Origin of the sequence: Plantactinospora sp. BC1 (genome assembly GCF_003030345.1) — a bacterium.
GTDB lineage: Bacteria > Actinomycetota > Actinomycetes > Mycobacteriales > Micromonosporaceae > Plantactinospora.
On sequence record NZ_CP028158.1, the window covers coordinates 5153288 to 5174857 of the forward strand.

Consider the following 21570-nt stretch of genomic DNA (forward strand, 5'->3'; position numbering starts at 1 on the left):
GCGACCGGGACGGCAAGGCGACGGAGAGGCCGGGTGCCCGCTCCGGCCGGCTACCCGGTGGGCTGGCCGGCGGGGCGGCGGCGGCTGGATTCCCGGACGACGAGTTCCGGCTCGAAGACGACCTGCTGGTGCCGGTGTCCGGCCGGCTCGTTGACCTCGCCGAGCAGCAGTTCGGCGGCGGTCTGGCCGAGCCGCTGCCGGGGCTGGCGCACCGAGGTGAGCGGCACGGCCGCCGCGGCCGCGAAGTCGATGTCGTCGTAGCCGACCAGGGCGACGTCCTCGGGTACCCGGATCCGCTGCCGGGTCAGCTCCTGGAGCACACCGAGCGCCACCAGGTCGTTGGCGCAGAAGACGGCGGTGGCCCGGCTCTCCCGGGGCGCGCCGAGCAGCCGGGCCGCGGCGTCCCGGCCGGCGGCCACGGTCATCGCCGGGGTGTCGAGCCGGGGCAGATCGCTCTCGCCCAGCCCGGCCCCGGCCATCGCCTGCACCGCGCCGGCATGCCGGTCGCGTACCTGTTCCAGCCGGGACGCGCCGACGAAGGCGATCCGCCGGTGCCCCGCCTCCAGCAGGTGACGTACCGCCAGTTCGCCGCCGAGCCGGTCGTCCACCGAGACCGAGCAGAGGTCGGCGTGCCGGGAGCGCCGGTCGAGCAGTACGACGTGGATGCCCCGGTCGCGCAGCCGGAGCAGCCGGGCGCTGGCGTCGTCGACCGGGGTGATGAGTACGCCCTGCACCCGCTGCTCCTTGAGCAGGTCCAGATAGGCGTCCTCCCTGGCCTGGTCACCGTCGCTGTTGCAGAAGATCACCGCCATGCCGGCGGTGCCGGTGGTGTCCTCGACGCCCTTGGCGAGGTCGGTGAAGAACGGGTTGGCCACGTCCAGCACGACGAGGCCGAGGGTGCGGCTGCGGCCCCGCCGCAGTTGCCGGGCGGCGTGGTTCGGCACGAAGCCGAGTTCCTCGATCGCGGCGAGGACCCGGGCCCGGGTGGCGCTCGAAACCAGGTCGGGCTGGTTGAGCACGTTGGAGACGGTGCCCATCGAGACTCCCGCGTGACTGGCGACGTCGCGGATGCTCACCACGGAGGTCTCCCGCACGCTCTCCTCCTCCGCGTCGGCCGGCAACTGAATCGTGTCAAGGATGCCTGGCGGCCCCGGCGGCGGGGGGTACCTGACCGGATGTGGCCAGCGCGGCGGCGGTTGTCGATGCCGAGGGGCCAGACGTTGGCGATGATCATGGCATCAGCCCTGCCCAGGGCGGGGATCGACGGCGAGGAAAGGGCTTACCTACGAGTAACGATTCGGTAACCGCCTCGAAATGCTTGACCGGCCGGGAAGGCGGCCTCTAGCGTCTTCATCACATTGGGCTGAAACGTTTCATGGCTGGAGGGCCGGATGCCCGAGCGTGCAGACCCGGGTGCGGCGCGGCTGGCCCTGTCCGGCGTACGGAAGTCGTTCGGCGCGGTGCACGCGCTCGCCGACGTACGCCTCGAACTGCGGGCCGGCGAGGTGCACGCGCTGGTCGGGGAGAACGGTGCCGGCAAGTCGACCCTGGTGAAGGTCCTGGCCGGGGTGCACGCCCCGGACGCCGGAGAGTTGACGATGGACGGCGCACCGCTGACCCTGACCGGTCCGGCCGACGCCCGGGCGGCCGGGATCGCGGTGATCTATCAGGAGCCGACGCTCTTCCCCGACCTCTCCGTGGCGGAGAACATCTTCATGGGCCGGCAACCGCTGCGCGGCCTGCGCCGGATCGACACCGCGACGATGCGTCGACGCGCGACGGAACTCTTCGCCCGACTCGGCGTACCGCTGGATCCGGACCGGCCGGCGCGCGGGCTCTCCATTGCCGACCAACAGCTCGTGGAGATCGCCAAGGCACTCTCCTTCGAGGCCCGGGTGCTGGTGATGGACGAACCGACGGCGGCGCTCTCCGGAGTCGAGGTGGAACGCCTCTTCGCGGTCGTCCGCTCGCTGCGCGAGGCCGGCGCGGCGATCCTGTTCATCTCGCACCGCTTCGACGAGGTCTTCGCGCTCAGCCAGCGGATCACCGTGATGCGGGACGGACGGTGGGTCTCCACCGACCCGGCCGAGGACCTCGACGTCGCGCAGGTGGTCCGCCGGATGGTCGGCCGGGAGGTCTCCCAGCTCTACCCGAAGGAGCAGACCGAAGCCGGCGAGGTCATCCTCCAGGTGCGCGGCCTGACCCGGCGCGGCGTCTTCGCCGACGTCGGCTTCGAGGTACGCCGGGGCGAGATCGTGGCGCTCGCCGGCCTGGTCGGAGCGGGCCGCAGCGAGGTGGTCCGGGCCGTCTTCGGCGTCGACCCGTACGACGCGGGCGAGGTGCTGGTCGACGGCGTACGGCTGCCCCGGAACCGGCCGGCGGCGGCGATGGCCGCCGGACTGGCGCTGGTGCCGGAGGACCGCCGGCAGCAGGGGCTGGTGATGGAGCTGTCGATCGAACGCAACGCCACGCTGACCCGGCGCTGGCCGCTGGCCCGGTTCGGCCTGCTCGGGCGGGGCGCGGAACGGGCCGCCGCGCAGACCTGGACCCAGCGGTTGCGGGTGAAGGCGGGACGCCTCGACGACCCGGTCTCCACGCTCTCCGGCGGCAACCAGCAGAAGGTGGTACTGGCGAAGTGGCTCTCCACCACCCCGAAGGTGCTGATCGTCGACGAGCCGACCCGGGGGATCGACGTCGGCACCAAGGCCGAGGTGCACCGGTTGATGTCGCAGCTCGCCGGTGAGGGGGTCGCGGTGCTGATGGTCTCCAGCGAACTGCCCGAGGTGCTGGGCATGGCCGACCGGGTGCTGGTGATGCACGAGGGCCGGCTGGTCAGCGAGATAACCCGGGACGCGGCGAGCGAGGAGTCGGTGATGCTGGCCGCCACCGGGCAGGGAGGTAACGCGTGACCGGGCAGCGACGGACGGCGGCCGGACGGCGAGCGGTGGCCGATCGGGGAGGTGACGCGTGACGACCACGACCCGACCGGAGCCGGCACCGGAGGCCGCGACGGCCCGGGCCCGCAACGGCGCGGCCGGCGTCCGGCTCGGCCAGCGGCTCTTCCTGGCCCGCGAGGTCGGCATCGGACTCGCGCTGGTCCTGCTGATCGCGGTGACCACGGCGGTGAACCCGAGGTTCCTCTCCGGACAGGGCCGGCGGGACCTGATGCTCGGCGCGACCATCCTGGTGGTACTCGCGGTCGGGCAGGCGATCGTCATCATCACCCGCAACGTCGACCTCTCGGTCGGCTCGGTGCTCGGCCTGGCCGCCTTCGCGACCGGAAAGCTGTTCCTGGCGATGCCGGACGCGCCGATCGTGCTCGCCCTGCTGGTCGGGGTCGGGATCGGCGTGCTCTGCGGCGTGCTGAACGGTGCGCTGATCGCGGTGGCCCGGGTACCCGCCCTGGTGGTCACCCTCGGCACCCTCTACGTCTTCCGGGGCATCGACTACTCGTGGGCGGCGGGACAGCAGATCAACGCCGCCGACATGCCGGCCGGGTTCAAGAGCATGGGTACCGCCGACCTGCTCGGCATCCCCCTGCTCGCCCTCTTCGCGGTGGCGGTACTCGTGGTCGCCGGCTTCTACCTGAAGTCCTACCGGGGCGGACGGGAGCTGTACGCGATCGGCTCCGACCCGGCGGCGGCCCGGCTGCACGGCATCCCGGTCGGCCGGCGGGTGTTCGGGGCACTGGTCGTCAGTGGCGGCCTGGCCGGCCTGGCCGGGGTGCTCTACGCGGCCCGGTTCGGCACCCTCGACGCGGCGGCCGGCAGCGGGATCGAGTTGAACGTCGTCGCGGCGGTGGTGGTCGGCGGAGTGGCGATCTTCGGCGGCAGCGGCTCGGTGTACGGGGCCGCGCTCGGCGCCGTACTGCTGAGCACCATCGGCAGCGCCCTGCCGGTGCTGAAGGTGAACCCGTTCTGGCAGCAGGCGGTGGTCGGGGCACTGATCCTGGCCGCGATCGGATTGGACCGGGCGCTCGCCGCGCGGGTGGCCCACCGGCTTCGAGGAAGGAAGGCCCGTGGCGCCTGACAGGACGGGCCGGCCGGCCCGCTGGATATCCACCCTCGGCACCTGGGACGTGCTCGTCATCGTCGTCCTGGCCGTGGTGGTGGTCGGCGCGTCGGTACTGGTCGAGGGCTTTGCCACCGCCCGCTTCTGGGGCTTCCTGCTGCTGGACATCGTCCCGATCGCGCTGATCGCGTTGCCGATGACGCTGATCGTGATCACCGGTGAGATCGACCTCTCGGTGGCCAGCATGCTCGGACTGGCCAGCGCGGTACTCGGCCAGCTCTGGGTGACCGGCCTGCCGCTGACCCTGGCCGTACCCCTGGTGGTGCTGCTCGGCGCGCTGCTGGGCGCCGTCAACGGGCTCTTCATCGCCGGGTTCGGCCTGCCCTCCCTGGCGGTGACGATCGGCACCCTCGCGCTGTACCGGGGACTGGCGTACGTGGTGCTCGGCGACCGGGCCGTCGCGGACTTCCCGATCGGCTGGACCGGCAACTCGATCGAGGCGCTGCCCGGCACGACGGTGCCGTGGGTGGTGCTGCCGCTCGCCGTCCTCGCGATCGGCTTCGGGGTGCTGCTGCACGCCACCCCGATCGGTCGCGGCCTCTACGCGATGGGCAACAACGACCAGGCCGCCACCTTCGCCGGCATCGCGGTGGTCCGGACCAAGTTCTGGCTCTACGTGGTCACCGGCGCGGTGGCCGCGCTCGCCGGAGTCTTCTGGACCATGCGGTACGCCAGCGCCCGCGCCGACAACGGGGCCGGGCTCGAACTGTCGGTGGTGGCGGCGGTACTGCTCGGCGGTGTCTCCATCTTCGGCGGCCGGGGCACCCTGCTCGGCGTGCTGGCCGGCGTACTGCTGCTGATGACCCTGCGCAACGCACTCCAACTCGCCGACGTGCCGGCCGACACCCTGACCGTGGTCACCGGCACCCTGCTCATCATCTCCGTCGTCGGGCCGAACGCGGCCGGCATGCTCCGGGCGCGGATGCGACGGCGACGACCCGCCGCACCGCCGGTGGCCGGCGCCGAGAGCGCCTGACCACCGAACCTTTCATGTCAAGGAGGACCGGTATGACCGTCATGCGATCCAGAGGCGTACGGCTCGGCGCCGCCGCCACGGCCCTGGCGGCGTTGCTGCTCAGCGCCGGCTGCGCGAGCGACGACGAGGGCACCCCGTCGGGCGGTTCCTCCGCCGGTGGCGGCGGCTCGATCAAGGAGGGGCTGAGCGTCGCCTTCCTGCCCAAGCAGGTGAACAACCCGTACTTCACCGTGTCGGACAACGGCGGCAAGGCGGCGGTGGAGGAGTTCAAGGGCGAGTACAAGGAGGTCGGTCCCTCCGAGGCGAGCGCCTCCTCGCAGGTCAGCTACCTCAACACGCTGACCCAGCAGGGCAGTGACGTGATCGTGGTCTCGGCCAACGACCCGAACGCGATCTGCGGGGCCGTCAACCAGGCCCGGCAGGGTGGCGCCAAGGTGGTGACCTTCGACTCCGACACCAACCCCGACTGCCGGGACCTCTTCGTCAACCAGGTCACCGGGCAGGGGATCGCGGAGAACCAGGTGAAGCTGATCTCGGACGCGATCGGCGGTCAGGGCAAGATCGCGATCCTGTCGGCGACCGCGAACGCGACCAACCAGAACGCCTGGATCGAGCTGATGAAGACCGAGCTGAAGAAGCCGGAGTACAGCGGGATCCAGCTCGTCACCACGGTCTACGGCGACGACAAGGACGAGAAGTCGTTCCAGGAGACCCAGGGGCTGCTCTCCGCCCACCCCGACCTGAAGGGCATCATCTCGCCGACCACCGTCGGCGTCGCGGCGGCCGCCCGCTACCTCTCCGGGTCGCAGTACAAGGGCAAGGTGGCGCTGACCGGACTGGGCACCCCGAACCAGATGCGCGAGTTCGTCAAGAACGGCACGGTGAAGAGCTTCGCGCTCTGGAACCCGGCGGACCTCGGCTACCTGGCCGCGTACGCCGGTGCCGCCCTCGCCTCCGGAATGATCACCGGCAAGGAGGGGGACAAGTTCACCGCCGGCAAGCTGGGTGAGTACACCGTCGGCGCCCAGGGTGTCGTGGTGCTCGGCCCGCCGACCGTCTTCGACGCCGCCAACATCGACCAGTTCAACTTCTAGGCGCAGCCGACCCGGCGCCGCCGTCGGCCACCGACGGGCCCACCGTCGCGCGGCTCCGACGGCGGTGCCGGGCGTTCGACCCCGGGACCCGGGCGGGGATGCCGGGCGGCACGACGGCTCCGGCCGGAGCGGCGTCCGGCCGGAGCGTGGATTGGAGCAGGAACGAGCAACACCGCGCGGTGAGGAGGGAGTGGCGCCGTGACCGTACCGATCGTGCAACGCCATCCACTGGACGACGAGGAACTGGCCCTGCTGCGACTGCTCGCCCAGGGACTTCCGGTCGACGCGGTCGCCCGCCGGCTGGAGATGTCGGAGCGGACGGTCCGGCGACGTACCCGGGCCATCTGCGACCGTCTCGGCGTGCCGGCGCCGATCTCCGCGGTGGTCTGGGCGGTCCGGCACGGACTGCTCTGACGGATCGGACTGCTCCGACGGGCCGGACTGCTCCGACGGACCGGCCCGATGCGTGCGTCGGCGGGTCAGCCGGGGAGGCCGGGGGCGTCCTCCGGGACGACCACGTACTGCCGCAGGTAGAGATCCTGGAAGGTGACCGGGCCGCGCGGGCCCGGCACGTGGTCCACGTTGATCCCGGTCTCCGGCACCCCGTGCAGCTTGAAGCCGTCCAGCAGCCGGGTCGAGGCGTTCCAGAAGACCCCGGTGCCGATCGCGGTGGCGATGAACCGCTCGGCGGCGGCCGGATCCTCGGTCACGATCGTCGCGGCGAGCCCCGAGGTCTCGGTGTTGGCGATCGTCACCGCCTCGGCCAGATCGGCCACCTCGGCGATCGTCACCGTCGCCTCCCGGCCGCTGTCCAACGCCCACTCGTAGCCGACCGGGTGGTCGTAGGGCGGCAGCGAGACGCGTACGCCCAGCTCCGTCAGGGCCGCCTCGAAGCGGGGCAGCGCCGCCCCGGCGACGTCCCGGTGCACCAGCAGCAGGTTGACCCGGTTGCAGACGCCCAGCCGGTCCAGGCCGGCGACCAGCAGTCCGGTCGCCCGGTCCAGGTCGGCGGCCGCGTCGACGTAGAACACCCCGCCGCCGTCGGCGTGTGCCAGGGTACGGACGCCGTGCCGGGCCGCCTCGGCACCGAGCGAGCGGGTGGCGTCGCCACTGCCCCGGAGGATCACCAGCGGAATCAGGTCGGTCTGCCGGACCAGCGCGACCGCGCTCGCCCGGCTCGCGTCCGGCAGCAGCTGGATCGCGTCCGGATCGAGGCCGACGTCGCGCAGCCCGGGGGCGATGACCTGCTGGTGGAGCGCGTTCGCCGAGGTCAGCGCGGCGGACCCGGTGCGCAGCACGCCCGCGTTGCGGGACTTCACGAGCTGGGAGGCGACGTCGACGGTCACGTTGGGCCGGGCCTCGAAGTTCGCCCCGATCACCCCGACCGGCCGGCGGCGCTCGGAGAGCCGCAACCCGCCCGGCAGCGACCGCAGCGGCGTCTCCCGGGCCGGGAAGGGCGCCTCGGCGAGCAGCCGCAGCTGGTCGGCCATCCCCTTCAGCCGGGCCGTGTCGAGCCGGAGCCGGTCCTGTAGCGCCGGGCTCATCCCGGCGGCCCTGGCCGCCTCCACGTCCTGCTGGTTGGCGGCGAGGATCTCGCTCTCGGCGGAGACCAGCCGGTCGGCCATTGCCGTCAGCGCGGAGTCGATCACCGAATCCGGTGCCTCGGTCAACCCGGCCGCCCCGGCCCGGGCCCGCCGGCCGCACTCGGCGACCAGGGCGTGCACGCGGTCGTCCGCTCCGCCCGGGGCTCCGTCGGTCGCCTCGATCGAAACCATCTGCCGGTCTCCTTCGCCGTCCTCGTCCGCCGCCATGCTATGCCGCCCCCTGGTGGCAGCCACCGAGTCTGGCACGTTTGTTCAACGAGGGAGCAATGGTGTCCGCTATTCAGGACCACCCGGCCCCGTACCCACCGCCGCGCCGCCACCGGCATCAGCCCGCCGAGGGCCTCCGGTCGCGCGTGATCGGGGTACGGATAGGGTCCCCGCCATGTCGAAAAAGCTGGTGCGGGTCGCCTTTCTCGACGCCGACACCGGGGCGCAGATCGGTCGGAGCGAGCTGCCGCTCGGCCAACTGCCGGAGAGCTTCCAGCCGGCGACCACGCTGGAGCTGGCCGGCGCCGTCTGGTCGGTCGAACGCGCCGAACCGCCGACGGCGGCACAGTTCGGCACGACCGGCACCCTCACCCTGACCCTGCGCCGGATGGAGTCGGTCCCACCCGGCGACATCCTCTACTCACTGCCGACGCTCTGTGCCGCCGTGCCGGCGGTCGCCGCCGCACCCGCCGGTGCCGACCGCCTCGAACTGCACGAGGACGACTGGCGGCAGGTGGAGCTGGTTAGCGCCGATCTCGGCGACGAGGTGCAGGCCGAGCTGCGGGCGGTACGCCGCAGCTTCGAGCAGCACGCCCGCCGGGACGAGCAGGGGCGGGTCTACGGCTTCCAGGGCATCCACATCCGCAGCCAGCCCGTCCGGCCGCTCTCCGGACCGGTCTCCCGGAACCGCCTGCTGAACCTGCTGCCGCCCGACGCCCGGAACAGGGGCGGGATCGGCTTCCGCGCCCAGCCGGGAATCGTGCCCAGCTCGTTCGCGCTCTCCGTCGGGCGGGTACTGCTCTACGGGCTCGCCGACGGCGACTCGCTCGCCGTACTGGCCGTGCACACCGAGCCGGGACCGGCGGCGGAACCACAGCAGGAGTTCGCCGCCGCCCTGGAGCGGGTGATGCGCGAGGCGGACCTACTGCTCGTCGACTGGTGCCGGGTCGCCGTCGTCGCACCGGCCTCGGTCGGCGACTACCTGACCGCCACCGGGGCGATCGGCCGAAGCTGACCGCGACGCACCGCTACCGGCTGGACACGGCTGCCTAGACTCGGCCCGTGCCCTCCGGCGTTGTCGACCTCGAAGGGCTGGCCCGGGCCGCCGCGATCGGCGACCGGGACGCCCTGGACCGCCTCCTCGTCGCGGTGCGCCCCGACGTGCTGCGGATGTCCGCGCGCTTCCTGCCCAACCGGGAGGACGCCGAGGAGGCATGCCAGGACACCCTGCTGGCGGTGGCCCGGGGAATCGCCGGGTTCGACGGCCGGTCGGCGTTCCGGACCTGGCTGCACCGGGTCGCGGCGAACCGGGCCCGGTCGACGTACGCGGCACTGCGCCGACGGTTCGAGGCGGAGGCGTCCGGTGGGCCGATGCCGGAACCACCCGACCCGCGCCGTACCAGCGTGGTCGCCGGAACCCGGTTGGACCTGCTCGACGCGCTGGACGCGATCGGCCCCGAACTCGCCGAACCGGTGGCGCTGCGGGACGTCCTCGGCCTGCCGTACCGGGAGATCTCCGGGCTGCTCGGGGTGCCGGAGGGCACGGTCAAGTCCCGGATCCACCAGGGGCGGCGGCGGTTGCGGGACCTGCTCACCGACGCCGGGGTCTGATCCGGTGCGCCGCAGGCGGTCTCCGCCCGCCGCCCCCGCCGGGCGGTCCGGCTCGGTGGGCGCCGGAGCCCACCGGTCCGGCGGAGCAGGGCGGAACGCCCCGGGCGTAGCACGCCCCGTCCCGGCCGGTCACCGCCGCTGGCAGCTGGTCCTGGGAGTGCTCCTCGCCGCGGTACCGGTGGCCGGATGCGGCTCGGCGCCGGTCGCACCGCTGCCCGGACAGTGGCCCACCCCGGCACCGTCCGGCACCGCCACCGCAGGCGCGACCTCCGGCATACCGTCCCGACCGGCGGCCACCCCGCACACCCCGGCCACCCCGGCCGCCGTCTCCACCCCGGCCGGTACGCCCCGACGCACCCCTACCCGTACCCCGCCCAGGGTCTCGCCGACCGTCGACCTCTCCCCGGCCTGCCTCCCGGCGGTCATCTACACCGTGGACGGCTCGGATCCGGCGGCGATGCCCGAGGCGCTCTGCCTGACGGTGGCCGCGATCCTGCGGATCCAGAACGTCGGTCCGGGGACCGTCACGACGAACCCGGAGGAGCACGTCGCCCGGCACTGGGAGGGTGGCGTGGTGGACTGCCGGATGCTGCGCCCCGGCACCGTCACGGTCCAGATCGCGGCCGAGACCGGCAGCCACACCATCACCGTGCTGGTGGTCGAGTGACCGGCGAAGCCGGGCGAGGCGGAGTTCGGCTGAAGCGCAGTTCGGGGCGAGGTGGAGTTCGGGGCGAGGCGCATTTCGGCCGGGGCGGAGTTCCGGGGCCGGCGAGTCGGCCGGTGTGGTGGATCAGCGGCGTATGCGGATTCCGGCCAGCAGCGTGTCCACGAAGTCGGCCGAGGCGTCGGCCGGGGGCGCGATCTGTGCGTAGACCAGGCCGGTCTGCCGCGGGGCGAGCCCGGCCGCCTCGACGATGGCCGGCTTGCCGCTGCGGCAGGCGGTGAACGCGGCGACGTACCAGTCGACGTCGCCGCGCCGGACGGTGCGGGCCGGCGTCGCGACGCACTCGGCGTGCGGGTGCTCGGCGACGTACCCGGCCGGGTCGTGTCGCTGCGCGAGGCTGCGGGAGAGCCCGACGAACGCCCCCGGCACGGCCCGATCGGTCGGCCAGCGTTCCGGATCCGGTGACATCACCAGCGCCGGTTCCAGTTCGCCGTCCGGCCCGCGCTGGCCGATCCAGCCCGAACCCGTCGCCTGCCAGCCCTCCGGCAGGGCGACCGTGATCCGGCCGGTCGAGTCCGTACCGATCCGGTTGTCGCCGTCCGGCCAACCCGGGCCGAGCGTGCCGAACGCGGTCGCCGCCAGCGCGGCGGTGCCGAGCAGCGCGGCGGTCCGCCGCCGCCGGGACCGGGCCCGGGGTGGCCGTCTGGTCTCGGCGGTCGGTCCGGCGCCGACGGCCAGGTCGAGCGCGGTGCCGAAGGCGGCCGCGTCCGGATAGCGCTCGGCCGGCGTCCGTGCGGTCGCCCGGCGGAGCACGGCCGCCACCCCAGGGGGTACTCCGGCACGCAGCGCCGGGACCTCCGCCGGGTCGTCGTCGGGGCCGGAGGTGCCCAGCAGCGTCACGCCGAGGCGGCCGAGCCCGAAGACGTCGGCCCGGGCGTCGACCAGCGCCGACGGGGAGTCCTGCTCCGGAGCCATGTATCCGGGCGTGCCGGCCCGGGCGGTCAGCCCGGAGGCGACGGCGAGCGCCTTGGCGAGCCCGAGGTCGGCGATCAGCACCGAGTCGGCGGACCCGTCCCGATCCGGCCCGCCGTCCACTGTGGCACCGTTGGCGTTGGCGTCGGCGTCGGCGTTGGCGTCGGCGGCGGGAGGCTGTGGCTGGAACAGCACGTTGCCGGGGGTCAGGTCCCGGTGCACGATGTCGTGCGCGTGCAGGACGGCCACCCCGGCGGCGATCTCGCGCAGCACCCGCAGTGCCGACCCGACCGGCATCGGCCCGGCGGCGAGGCGGTCCCGCAGGCTGCCGCCCGCCGCCCAGGCCATCACCAGGTACGGCCGTCCGTCCGGCAACTCGCCGACCGAGTAGACCCGGACGAGCCGCTCGTGGTCCAGCCGCCACAGCAGGCGGGCCTCGTCCAGGAAGCGTTCCCGGACCCGCAGGTCGTGGCACCAGTTCTCGGCCAGTACCTTGATCGCCACCCGGGCGTCGAGAGCCGGGTCGTGGCCCAGCCAGACGGTGGCGAACGAACCGAAGCCCAACAACCGCTCGACGCGGTAGGGGCCGATCCGCCGAGGCGGGTTCACGGGGGTGGCTGGAGACGCTCGCGGGTCGCCGGACCGTTCGTGCCACCGAGCGCCACCAGGCGAGAACCGCTGGTCACCCGGTCAGGATAACCTCCGGTGACCAGGCCGCCACCGGCTCGGAGGAGCGCCGGACCCGGCCTGCCGGGGCCGCCCCGCCGACCGGACCCGCCCCGCCGAGCGGACCCGCCCCGCCGAGCGGACCCGCCCCGCCGACCGGACCCGCCCGCCCGGCCCTGGTCGACCGGTGGCGGCGGCGGTGACCGCCGTACCGGGCGGGGCCGGGGCGAGCGGGTCCGCGGTCAGCGGGTCCGTGGTCAGCGGGTGGAGGTCAGCACTGGTCGTCTCCGCCGACGAAGGAGGCGAGCACCCGGTCGCGCTCGCCGCTGGCCAGCCGGTAGACGTACGGGGTGTAGGGGTCCTCGAAGAAGGCGAGAATCCGGTCGCCGCTCGGCACGACGTACGCCCGCAGCGTCCACTTGCCGTACTCGACCGCGCCGCGCGGGCCGTACCGCTGCTCCAGTTCGGCCAACGTCAGCCCGACCCGGCCACCGGCCCAGGTCCGGATCGTCGGATCGGTGGTGGAGATCAGGACCAGTCGTTCGCCCTGGAACCTGAAGAACAGCCGCCCGGCGTACCGCCCGGTGGCCTCGGCGGAGTAGAAGCCGTTGCAGATCTGCTCCTCCGCGACCCCGGTCAGCAGGCCGGCGGCGAGCAGTCCGCTCCGGGTGGAGACGCCGATCCGGTACGGGCCGATGCCGTCGGCGGTGAGGATGCCGCGGGTCGCCTGCCGTCCGGCGCGGACCAGGGCGGCGGCCCCGGAGCCGCCGGCTCCGTCCCGGGGAGCCGAGGCGACCGCCGGGGGCGCGGCGGCGGCCACGACCGGTCGGGCGGCCGGGGTGCCGGCCGCCGCCGGGGCGGCGCCGACGGGGACGACGAGGAGGCCGGCGAGCAGGATGCCGAGGCCGGCGACGTGGTGTCGTGCTGGTCTGTACATGGTGGACCCTCCGGTCTGACTGGGTTGTCATCCGGTTAGTCCCGGCCCGGGGCTGATTTGTTCGGGCCACCACTGCCGGAAACCCGACACCGCCCGGGAGAGGGGCCGTCGGTTGTCCACCGGTCGGTGGACAGCCGGATTCCGTCCTGTGGTCGTCCCCGGCCGGTTCGCCGGGCGGAAGCATCGAGGCATGACAGTCATCAGTGCGTACGGGCTGCGCAAGACGTACGGCGGCCGGGTGGCGGTGGACGGGATCGACCTGACCGTGGACCGTGGTGAGGTCTTCGCGCTGCTGGGGCCGAACGGTGCGGGCAAGACGTCCACGATCGAGATCCTGGAGGGGTACCGGCGCCGGGACGGCGGCACGGTCTCGGTGCTCGGCGAGGATCCCGGCACCGCCGGCCGACGCTGGCGGGCCCGGATCGGCATCGTGTTGCAGACCGCCACCGACGCCGCCGAGCTGACCGTCCGGGAGACCGTGCGACACCTCGCCGGGTACTACCCGGAGCCGCGCGACCCGGACGAGGTGATCGAGGTGTGTGGGCTGGCCGGAAAGGCCGGTGCCCGGATCCGTACCCTCTCCGGCGGCCAGCGGCGCCGCCTCGACGTGGCCCTCGGCATCGTCGGCCGGCCGGAGCTGCTCTTCCTGGACGAACCGACCACCGGTTTCGACCCGGAGGCCCGCCGGCAGTTCTGGACGCTGATCCGCCGCCTCGCCGACGAGGGCGGCACGATCCTGCTCACCACCCACTACCTGGACGAGGCCGAGGCGCTGGCCGGCCGGCTCGCGGTGCTCGCCGGTGGCCGGATCATCGCCGAGGGCACCCCGGGGACCATCGGTGGCCGGGCGACCGCGACGGCGACCGTCACCTGGCGGGACGCCGACGGCGAACACCGCGAGCGGACCGCCGACCCGGCCGCCCTGGTGGCCCGGCTGACCGCCCGGGCCGGCGGGACGTTGACGGACCTGCGGGTGCACCGGCCGAGCCTCGAAGACGTCTACCTCGACCTGATCGGAGAACGCCGATGACCGCCACCACCGGCACGTCGACCCCGGCGGTACGGCTGCCGTCCACCCTCCGGATCGGCCTGGCCCGGGGAGCCGTCGAGCTGAAGCAGTTCTTCCGGCAACGGGACGCCGTGGTCTTCACCTTCGCCTTCCCGGCCTTCATCGCGCTGATGCTCGGGCTGATCTTCGACGAACCGGCGTACGGCGTGCCGGAGGTCGCCATCAGTCAGGTCTTCGTGGTCGGCATGATCGCGTACGGGATCGTCTCCACCGCCTTCATCAGCGTCGGGGTGGGGATCGCGCTCGACCGCGAGGACGGCACGCTGAAGCGGCTGCGCGGGACGCCGGCCAGCGCGGTCGCGTACTTCCTCGGCAAGATCTGCCTGGTCGCGGTCTCCACGGCCGGCGGGATCGCCCTGCTGCTGGCGGTCGGGGTCGTCCTGTTCGACCTGCGGCTGCCGACCGACCCCGGCCGGTGGCTCACCTTCGGCTGGTTGCTGGCGCTCTCCGTCGTCGCCTGCACCCTGCTCGGCATCGCGGCGAGTTCGCTGGCCCGCTCGGCGAAGAGCGCCCCGGCGGTGCTCAACCTGCCGGCCATCGCGCTCCAGTTCGTCTCCGGGATCTTCGTGCTGAACGACGCGCTGCCGGACGGGATGGTGCGGGTGGCATCGTTCTTTCCGGTGAAGTGGATGGGGCAGGGCTTCCGGTCGGTCTTCCTGCCGGACAGCATGATGGTGCAGGAGGCGGCGGGTTCGTGGGAGCACGGCAGGACGGCGCTGGTGCTCGGCGCCTGGTGCGTGGGCGGTCTGCTGCTCTGCCTGCTGACGTTCCGCTGGACCGGGCGGGAGAGCCGCTGACCAGGCGGTCGGCGGGGCGGGCGACGTGGGAGGTCGACGGGTGATCAGGGTGCTGCTGGTCGACGACCATCCGGTGGTCCGGGCCGGGTTGCGCGGCATGTTGCAGACCGAAGCCGACCTGGAGGTGGTCGGCGAGGCCGGATCCGGCCCGGAGGCCGTCGCGATGGCCCGCGCGCACCGGCCGGACGTGGTCCTGATGGACCTGCGGATGCCGGGCATGGACGGGGTGCACGCCACCGGGGCGATCCTGCGCGAGTCGCGGACCAGCCGGGTGCTGGTGCTGACCACCTACGAGAGCGACGCCGACATCCTGCGCGCGGTGGAGGCCGGTGCCATCGGCTACCTGCTGAAGGACGCGACCAGGACGGAACTCACGGCCGCGATCCGGGCCGCGTCCCGGGGCGAGATGACACTCGCGCCGTCGGTCGCCGGCCGGCTGGTCCGGCAGGTACGGGGGCCGGCGACCCCGGCGCTCTCCGCCCGGGAGGTGCAGGTGCTCGGCCTGGTCGCCGAGGGGCGGACGAACGCCGAGATCGGCCGGGCCCTGCACATCAGCGAGGCGACGGTCAAGACGCACCTGCTGCGTACGTTCAGCAAGCTCGACGTCTCCGACCGGACCGCCGCGGTGACCACCGCGATGGCCCGGGGACTGCTCGGCACCTCGGCGGAGTAGCGGTTCCCAAGATTCTTGGCGATCTGTGGTTCGCCCTGGACCATAGGTCGCCAAGAATCATGCTGACCGTTCCGCCGGCTAGCTCTGCTCGGCGAGGAGTTGCCGGACCCGGGGGATCACCCCGGTGGCGTACCGCTCGATGGTCTCCATCATCCGCTCGTGCGGCAGCGTGCCGGCCGAGTACTTCAGGTCGAAACGCTGCACGCCGAGGACCCGTACCGTCCGGGCGATCTTGCGGGCCACGGTCTCGACCGAGCCGACGTGCCAGGCACCGTTGGCGATGTCGGCGTCGAAGCGGCTCCGGGTCATCGGCGGCCAGCCGCGCTCGGCGCCGATCCGGTTGAACAGCACCCGGACGTGCGGCCAGAGCAGGTCGGCCGCCTCCTGGTCGGTCTCGCCGACGAAGCCGGGCGCGTGCACCGCCACCGGCAGCGGCTCCCTGCCGAACTCGGCGAGCGCCCGGTGGTAGAGCTGCACGTACGGGGCGAACCGGGCCGGCTCGCCGCCGATCACGGCCAGCACCAGCGGAAAGCCGTACCGGGCGGCGCGGACCACCGACTCCGGGCTGCCGCCGACACCGATCCTGGTGCGGATCCGACCCGACTCCGTCTTCGGATAGACGTGCTGCTTCGTCAGCGACGCCCGTACCGTTCCCTCCCAGGTGACCGCGTCCTCGGTGAGCAGCTGCGACATCAGCTCGGTCTTCTCCTCGAAGAGCCGGTCGTAGTCGGTCAGGTCGTAACCGAAGAGCGGGAACGACTCGATGAACGAGCCACGGCCCAGGGTGATCTCCGCCCGGCCCCGGGCCAGCGCGTCGAGGGTGGCGAAGCGCTCGTAGACGCGTACCGGGTCGTCGGAACTGAGCACGGTGACCGCGGTGCCGAGCCGGATCCGCTCGGTCCGGGCGGCGATCGCCGCGAGCACGATCTCGGGCGCCGAGACCGCGTAGTCGTCCCGGTGGTGCTCGCCGAGTCCGAAGCCGTCGACGCCGAGCCGGTCGGCCAGCACGGCCTCCTCGACCACGTTCCGGATCACCTGGGCGTACGGCACCGGGTTGCCCTCGGCGTCGGCGGTCACGTCGCCGAAGCTGTCCAGACCGAATTCCACGGCCGTCGCCATCTCGTCCTCCAACGCCTCACGCCGGTCGTACCCCTGGGCCCGGCTCTTCGGGCGGTGTAACGGCGCTGCCCAGGGCGGCATTCCCGCCCGGGCGGGTGCGAAACGCCGCCGGACGGCGGGTCGAATGCCCTCGTCACGCGCTGTACCCGATTGGTTGCTCGAACCTGTCGATGTCGCTAACGTACCCTGAGCGTTCTTCGCCTTTTCCCGAAGGAGAGCCATGCAGCCGTGGCGCAGGTTCGTCGGTACCCTCCTGGCCGCGACTGGGACGGTCGCTCTCGCCTTCGCCGGTCCAGCCGCCGCGGCGCCGCGCGCGTCGGCCGATCTCGCCGCCATCGCCTGCCGCTCCGAATACCAGCTCAGCAACGTGTGGCAGGGCGGCTTCACCGGGTCGGTGAAGGTCACGAACACCGGCACCCAGCCGATCGAGGACTGGCGGCTCTCGTTCGACCTGGCGCCCACCACCGCCCGCATCACCCAGGCCTGGAACGGCCTGCTCATCTCGTTCTACGCTCCGGTCCGGATCAACGCCCCGCGTTGGGCCGAGGATCTGGCTCCCGGTCAGGCCCACGAGATCGGGTTCTCCGGAGAGTTCGTCGGAGAACAGTCCGCCGTCTGGATCTCCAACGTCAAACTGAACGACACCCCCTGTAGTTACACCTGAACCGGCGCCCGTCCCGGCCGACCGAGGCCCGTCCCCGGCCGACCGCGCCCGGGGCCGGCGGATCGCCGTCGGCGGGTAATGGTGTCGCCCACGCGTCGTCGATCCGGGTACGGTGACCCGGCCGGCCGCGGGACTCAGGTACGACTTCCGGAACCCGCCTCTGCAGCGATGATTCGCAGTTCGTGCCCTCATTCCCCGGCCGGCTTCCGCCACCCCCGACGGAGGTCGCCGTGCTGTCGCTGCCGGACCGGGTCGCGTGCGAGGACGTGGTCATGTTCGTCAACGCGGCGGTCACCTCGACCGGGCAGCACGAGTTCCGCTCCGGCGCCGCCGAGCAGCGGATGTCGCTGGCGTTCCTGCACGACTACGTGCTCGGCAACTACCGCGACCTCTACGCCGCGACCCTGGCGCTGGACGTCAACGACTTCAACGCCGCGCTGGTGGTGACGAACCTGCTCCGCACCGCCCGGGACGCCGACCCGGCCCGGCGGGCCGTGGAGGGACGGCTGATCGCCGCCCGGCTGCGGCTGCTGCCGCCGCAGCGGGCGTACCGGGTCTTCCGGGAGCTGCGCCGGCTGGGCGTGAACAACCGGCGTACCCGGGCCATCGTCCGGGACTGGCTGGCGGCCCGGCCCGATCCGGCGTTCGACGCCGTCAAGTACCGGCGTGGACTCGCCGTCGCCGCCCGGCACGCGCACCTGGCGCTGCCGGGGGAGCTGGGTACGGTGCTCTTCGACTGGCGCCGCCCGAAGCGGTACGACACGCCGCTGCTGGAGACCTGGCGCCGGGCGCACTACGAGCAGCGGGCCCTGTACGGGCTGCCCTACACCGCCGCCGAGGGGCTGGCCGCGCTGCACGGCATCGACCGGGCCCGGTTCCTGACCAACATCGCCCCGAAGCTGACCGGTGCCGAGCGGCTCCGGTTGCAGTCCTCGGCCCGCCGGCTCGGCGTGGCGGCGGTCGGGATGGAGCTGTCCCGGGCCCCGCTGACCCGGCTCGCCGGGTACGTCCTGTCGCTGCCCCTGGCCGAGCGGGTCGAGCGGCGCACCGAGCTGACCGACGCGCTGCGGGCCGCCGCCCGCCGGGCCGCGGGCCGGCAGGCCGGTAGCTGGGGCCGGGTGGTGGCGGTGCTGGACGACAGCTACTCGTCGTCCGGCTCGCGGGTCAAGCGCCGCCGTCCGCTGGCGGTGGCGCTGGCCACCCACTTCCTGCTCGGCGCGCTCGCCGCCGACTACACCGGGCTCTGGCTGCACCACCGGGACGACCCGCTGCTGGTCCGGGCGGTCGGGCCGACCGGGCTGGGGGAGCGGCTGCTGGACGGGTTGGCGCACCGGCCGGACCGGCTGGTGGTGGTCTCGGACGGCTGGGACAACGCGCCCCCCGGGCTGGCGGCGGAGGTGCTGCGGGTCTGGCGCATCCGGCTCGACCCGGAGCGGCGGACCTCCGTCGTGCACCTGAACCCGGTGTACGACAGCGACACCTTCGACGTGCGCCGGCTCGCGCCCGGGGTGGCGACCGTCGGGGTACGCGACGCCGAGGACGCCGCCGCGCTGGTCGAGCTCGCCCGCTTCGCCACCGGTACGGCGAGCTTCGCCGAGCTGCGCCGGCATCTCGACGACCGGGTCGACCGGTTCCTCGCCGGGTCGCCGCCGCACCCGGAGAGCCGCGACGACCACAGTGGACCGGAAGGGGGCGACGGATGAGCCCGGCGCGGCACGCCGGTGGTGGTGCCGGGGTGGACCCGTCGGGTGCGCACGAGCTGCGGCTGACCGGCCTGTACGCCGGCCCGGACCAGGTCTGGGGTGCCGTCCGGCTGCAACCGCTGCTGCGTACCGAGCCCCTCACCGACCTGCGGCTGCACCCCCGGCTCTACGACCCGGACGAGTTGTCGGTCGTCGGCGTGGGCCCGCGCACCGGGTACGTCGCCTACATCCCGCACGCCTTCGTGGCGACCTGGACCGGGGACGGCAGCCCGGCCGCCGCGTACGGCACCCAGTTGGTCGACCCGGCGACCGGTGGTCCGCCCCGGGGCATCGGGTTGCACTTCCACCGCCGGATGGCCCGCCGGGAGGAGAAGCGCCGGCTGCGCTTCCTGCCGCTGCACCTGGCCCTGGAGGGCTTCCTCGGGTTGCAGTTCGGCGGGCCGCCGATCGCCTGGCAGGAGTGGACCCGTCGGGCCGTCAGCCGTGGTCTCTCGCCCCGGGCCGAGGCCGCGTACGCCGGCACCGAGATCCCCGGCCTCGCCGACGCGCTGCGGATCTTCGAGATCCACCCGGGCCAGTGCGGCATGCTGCTGCACGTCGCGGACGCGCTCGCCGCCGCCCTGGTGGTGCCGCACCCCGAGGACTACCGCGCGCTGCACCCGACGCTGCTGGGCGACCTCTACGGCGAGCTGGTGCACCAGTACGCCCAGCTCTACCCGGCGGTACCCGAGTTCCCGGCCCGGATCGACGAGTCCCGGGTGTACGGCCTGGCCGACCTCCGCGCCGAGGTGGCGCGGGGCCGGGCCGGTTGGGCGGAACCGCAGCACCTGACGGTCGACGGGCTCTTCGGCGGGGAGCAGCGCACGGTCGAGTCGGTGTACCGGCTGGGTCGGTTCACGCTGTCCCGCTTCCTGCCGCCGTTCCACCCGGACCGGGAGAACCATGTCGGCGAGACCATCACCGACGCCGACGGGCGGCTGGCGTACCTGAAGACCTTCCGGCTCTCCGCCGCGCAGGCCCGCCGGGGGCACCTGCTCGGCCGGCTCGCCGCGCACGACTGGGAGCTGGACGCCACCGCCGCCGCGCTCGGCACCGACCGGGCCGGCCTGACCCTCCGCCTCGACCGGGCCGGCTTCGGCCACCTGCTGCGTCCGGAGATCCTGGACGCCTGCCGTGCCCAGGCGCGGACCTCCGCCGGCCGCGCCGGCCGAACCCGGCCCCGGCCCTGACGACCACGCCGGACACGTCGCCCCGGCCCTGACGGCCGCGCCCGGCACGTCGCCCCGGCGCGGACGGTGGCCGCCGGAGACGTCGCCCGGGCGGTGACGGCCGGGATCGGTGCCATTCGTTGATTCCCGTCCGGGTGCGTGATCTGATGCCCGGACGCGAAGAAGCTTCGATATTTCGATCAGACGTTCTTGGGGGTCGGAGATGTTCGGGTTCCGTCGACCCGCTGCCGCCGCGGCGCTGGCGTTCACCCTCGCCGCCACCGGCACGCTGTCGGGCATCGTCACCGCACCGGGTACGGCCGGCGCGGCGCTGCCGACGGCCGCCGTCGCGATCGGGGACAGTTTCGTCAGCGGCGAGGGCGCCGGCGGCTACCAGCCGGTGGTGGACGCCAACGGCAGCCCGCAGGGCTTCCCCGGCTGGTCCGCGCCGAACAGCAACGCCTTCTTCTGCCACCGGTCGGCGAACGCCTCGCTGCACCAGGCGAACCTGCCCGGCATCTCGGCCCGGTTCAACCTCGCCTGCTCCGGCGGCCAGCCGTACGACATCGTCAACGCCTCCGCCGGGCGGGCCAAGGGGCGTACGGTGGCGGCCCAGCTCGACCAGCTCCGGGCGGTGGCGCAGACCCACGACATCGACCTGGTGCTGCTCGGGCTCGGCTCCAACAACAGCTCCTTCACCTTCGGCGACGTCGCCTCCGACTGCGCCAACCGGTTCATCGCGGACGCCTGGACCGGCTGGTGGGAGTTCTGGGCGTACCTCGGCGGTCCGGTCGAGCAGGCGCCGTGTGCCGGCGAGGACCTCGGCACCCCGGCCGAGTTCGCGGCGGCGACCGCCGAGACCACCAACGCGGTCCGGCAACTGCTGGCCACCCTGGACCAGGTCGACGCCGACGGGCAGCACCGGATCGTCTTCCAGGACTACACCAACCCGCTGCCGTTCGAGCTGGAGTCGCGCTTCCACGAGGAGGACAACCGCGACGACACCCGGGACAAGTTCCGGGCGCTCGGCGCCGAGCGGTACGCGGCCGGCTGCCCGGTGCACCGGGCGAGTCTGGCCGCCGGGCACCTCTTCTCCACCGGCCTCGGCACGCTGGTCCAGTCGGTGCACGGCACCATGCGGGCCGAGTTCCCCGGCGACGACCTGGTCTACCTGAACGTGCAGCGGGCCTTCGACGGCGCCCGGCTCTGCGAGACCGGGTCCAGCCCGACCGGCGCGCTCGCCACCCCGATCCGGTTGCAGGACGGCCCGACCGGGATCCCGGTGACCAGCCTCTCCGGCCACGACAAGATCGCCATCCAGCGGATCGCGAACGCCTGCGTCACGTACTTCCAGACCTGTCAGGAGTCCTGGCACCCGAACGCGGCCGGACACGCGGTGCTCGGGCAGTGCCTCGCCGGTGCGGCGGCCACCCCGAACCGGGCCGTCGCCTGCGTCCGCTCCGGCAGCGGTGCGATCACCGTGAGCTGAGGCGCCGGCCGCCCGTCCAGCGGGTCGAGTCCGCACCGGTGCCGGG

The 21570-nt window shown here is 73.5% G+C and carries 20 protein-coding genes; 15 read left to right on the plus strand and 5 right to left on the minus strand.

The features are described from left to right. Positions 1–50: 50 nt before the first annotated feature. On the minus strand, positions 51–1094 hold the full coding sequence (locus tag C6361_RS22485) for a LacI family DNA-binding transcriptional regulator (protein ID WP_234358958.1): 1044 nt from the start codon (positions 1092–1094) through the stop codon (positions 51–53). Positions 1095–1391: 297 nt separating this feature from the next. On the opposite strand from C6361_RS22485, the gene C6361_RS22490 reads away from it, so the two are divergent. The 5 genes from C6361_RS22490 (at position 1392) to C6361_RS22510 (ending at position 6555) form a co-directional block, all read left to right on the plus strand. Beyond that, positions 1392–2909: a sugar ABC transporter ATP-binding protein gene (locus C6361_RS22490; protein WP_107258986.1), complete on the plus strand. Its 1518-nt coding sequence runs from the start codon at positions 1392–1394 to the stop codon at positions 2907–2909. 58 nt (positions 2910–2967) lie between these two features. Then, positions 2968–4029: an ABC transporter permease gene (locus tag C6361_RS22495; RefSeq protein WP_234358959.1), complete on the plus strand. Its 1062-nt coding sequence runs from the start codon at positions 2968–2970 to the stop codon at positions 4027–4029. Beyond that, positions 4019–5047: an ABC transporter permease gene (locus tag C6361_RS22500; RefSeq protein ID WP_107258987.1), complete on the plus strand. Its 1029-nt coding sequence runs from the start codon at positions 4019–4021 to the stop codon at positions 5045–5047. The genes C6361_RS22495 and C6361_RS22500 overlap by 11 nt, the downstream gene beginning before the upstream one ends. A 32-nt stretch (positions 5048–5079) precedes the next feature. Further along, positions 5080–6141, plus strand: a complete 1062-nt coding sequence (gene rhaS / locus C6361_RS22505; RefSeq protein ID WP_199853048.1) for a rhamnose ABC transporter substrate-binding protein — start codon at positions 5080–5082, stop codon at positions 6139–6141. 198 nt (positions 6142–6339) lie between these two features. Continuing rightward, complete coding sequence (locus C6361_RS22510; RefSeq protein ID WP_199853049.1) at positions 6340–6555, plus strand: LuxR C-terminal-related transcriptional regulator; 216 nt, start codon at positions 6340–6342, stop codon at positions 6553–6555. Between the two features lie 65 nt (positions 6556–6620). On the opposite strand, the gene C6361_RS22515 is transcribed toward C6361_RS22510, so the two are convergent. Further along, positions 6621–7916: an aldehyde dehydrogenase family protein gene (locus tag C6361_RS22515; RefSeq protein ID WP_107271118.1), complete on the minus strand. Its 1296-nt coding sequence runs from the start codon at positions 7914–7916 to the stop codon at positions 6621–6623. Between the two features lie 211 nt (positions 7917–8127). On the opposite strand from C6361_RS22515, the gene C6361_RS22520 reads away from it, so the two are divergent. From C6361_RS22520 to C6361_RS22530, 3 genes are all read left to right on the plus strand, one after another. Further along, positions 8128–8967: a hypothetical protein gene (locus tag C6361_RS22520; RefSeq protein WP_107268913.1), complete on the plus strand. Its 840-nt coding sequence runs from the start codon at positions 8128–8130 to the stop codon at positions 8965–8967. 47 nt (positions 8968–9014) lie between these two features. Continuing rightward, positions 9015–9563 (plus strand): RNA polymerase sigma factor, encoded by a 549-nt coding sequence (locus C6361_RS22525; protein ID WP_107258989.1) that lies wholly within the window; start codon positions 9015–9017, stop codon positions 9561–9563. A gap of 157 nt (positions 9564–9720) precedes the next feature. Next, complete coding sequence (locus C6361_RS22530) at positions 9721–10230, plus strand: hypothetical protein (protein WP_107268914.1); 510 nt, start codon at positions 9721–9723, stop codon at positions 10228–10230. A 123-nt stretch (positions 10231–10353) separates the two neighbouring features. On the opposite strand, the gene C6361_RS22535 is transcribed toward C6361_RS22530, so the two are convergent. Together C6361_RS22535 and C6361_RS22545 are read right to left on the minus strand one after the other, a co-directional pair. Next, entirely contained in the window at positions 10354–11808 is a 1455-nt protein-coding gene (locus C6361_RS22535) for a serine/threonine-protein kinase (protein ID WP_107268915.1), read from the minus strand. 328 nt (positions 11809–12136) lie between these two features. Continuing rightward, positions 12137–12802 (minus strand): hypothetical protein, encoded by a 666-nt coding sequence (locus C6361_RS22545; RefSeq protein WP_107268916.1) that lies wholly within the window; start codon positions 12800–12802, stop codon positions 12137–12139. A 190-nt stretch (positions 12803–12992) separates the two neighbouring features. Here C6361_RS22545 and C6361_RS22550 point away from each other — a divergent pair, with 190 nt between their 5' ends. Genes C6361_RS22550 through C6361_RS22560 form a run of 3 tightly spaced genes read left to right on the plus strand, consistent with a single transcriptional unit; the run spans position 12993 to position 15341 of the window. Continuing rightward, positions 12993–13832, plus strand: coding sequence for an ABC transporter ATP-binding protein (locus tag C6361_RS22550; protein WP_107264043.1), 840 nt, complete (start codon positions 12993–12995; stop codon positions 13830–13832). After that, positions 13829–14668 (plus strand): ABC transporter permease, encoded by an 840-nt coding sequence (locus tag C6361_RS22555; RefSeq protein WP_107268917.1) that lies wholly within the window; start codon positions 13829–13831, stop codon positions 14666–14668. Before C6361_RS22550 ends, C6361_RS22555 begins: the two co-directional genes overlap by 4 nt. A gap of 40 nt (positions 14669–14708) precedes the next feature. Further along, positions 14709–15341, plus strand: a complete 633-nt coding sequence (locus C6361_RS22560; protein WP_107268918.1) for a response regulator transcription factor — start codon at positions 14709–14711, stop codon at positions 15339–15341. 78 nt (positions 15342–15419) lie between these two features. Here C6361_RS22560 and C6361_RS22565 read toward each other — a convergent pair whose 3' ends face one another. Beyond that, the gene (locus C6361_RS22565) at positions 15420–16460 is read right to left on the minus strand and encodes an LLM class flavin-dependent oxidoreductase (protein ID WP_107264044.1); all 1041 of its coding nucleotides are present in this window, start codon (positions 16458–16460) and stop codon (positions 15420–15422) included. 220 nt (positions 16461–16680) lie between these two features. On the opposite strand from C6361_RS22565, the gene C6361_RS22570 reads away from it, so the two are divergent. The 4 genes from C6361_RS22570 (at position 16681) to C6361_RS22585 (ending at position 21524) form a co-directional block, all read left to right on the plus strand. After that, complete coding sequence (locus C6361_RS22570) at positions 16681–17124, plus strand: cellulose binding domain-containing protein (RefSeq protein WP_107268919.1); 444 nt, start codon at positions 16681–16683, stop codon at positions 17122–17124. A gap of 230 nt (positions 17125–17354) precedes the next feature. Further along, complete coding sequence (locus C6361_RS22575; RefSeq protein ID WP_199853050.1) at positions 17355–18827, plus strand: hypothetical protein; 1473 nt, start codon at positions 17355–17357, stop codon at positions 18825–18827. Continuing rightward, complete coding sequence (locus C6361_RS22580) at positions 18824–20056, plus strand: hypothetical protein (protein WP_107268920.1); 1233 nt, start codon at positions 18824–18826, stop codon at positions 20054–20056. The genes C6361_RS22575 and C6361_RS22580 overlap by 4 nt, the downstream gene beginning before the upstream one ends. Before the next feature lie 202 nt (positions 20057–20258). Further along, positions 20259–21524, plus strand: coding sequence for a hypothetical protein (locus tag C6361_RS22585; RefSeq protein ID WP_107268921.1), 1266 nt, complete (start codon positions 20259–20261; stop codon positions 21522–21524). The last annotated feature ends 46 nt before the right edge of the window (positions 21525–21570 follow it).

Bases quoted from the DNA above. Each gene is read 5' to 3' on its own strand.
- C6361_RS22555 (WP_107268917.1), top strand. From the start codon at position 13,829: ATGACCGCCACCACCGGCACGTCGACCCCGGCGGTACGGCTGCCGTCC.
- C6361_RS22580 (WP_107268920.1), top strand. From the start codon at position 18,824: ATGAGCCCGGCGCGGCACGCCGGTGGTGGTGCCGGGGTGGACCCGTCG.
- C6361_RS22570 (WP_107268919.1), top strand. From the start codon at position 16,681: ATGCAGCCGTGGCGCAGGTTCGTCGGTACCCTCCTGGCCGCGACTGGG.
- C6361_RS22545 (WP_107268916.1), bottom strand. From the start codon at position 12,802: ATGTACAGACCAGCACGACACCACGTCGCCGGCCTCGGCATCCTGCTC.
- C6361_RS22565 (WP_107264044.1), bottom strand. From the start codon at position 16,460: ATGGCGACGGCCGTGGAATTCGGTCTGGACAGCTTCGGCGACGTGACC.
- C6361_RS22515 (WP_107271118.1), bottom strand. From the start codon at position 7,916: ATGGTTTCGATCGAGGCGACCGACGGAGCCCCGGGCGGAGCGGACGAC.
- C6361_RS22585 (WP_107268921.1), top strand. From the start codon at position 20,259: ATGTTCGGGTTCCGTCGACCCGCTGCCGCCGCGGCGCTGGCGTTCACC.
- C6361_RS22550 (WP_107264043.1), top strand. From the start codon at position 12,993: ATGACAGTCATCAGTGCGTACGGGCTGCGCAAGACGTACGGCGGCCGG.
- C6361_RS22520 (WP_107268913.1), top strand. From the start codon at position 8,128: ATGTCGAAAAAGCTGGTGCGGGTCGCCTTTCTCGACGCCGACACCGGG.
- rhaS (WP_199853048.1), top strand. From the start codon at position 5,080: ATGACCGTCATGCGATCCAGAGGCGTACGGCTCGGCGCCGCCGCCACG.
- C6361_RS22490 (WP_107258986.1), top strand. From the start codon at position 1,392: ATGCCCGAGCGTGCAGACCCGGGTGCGGCGCGGCTGGCCCTGTCCGGC.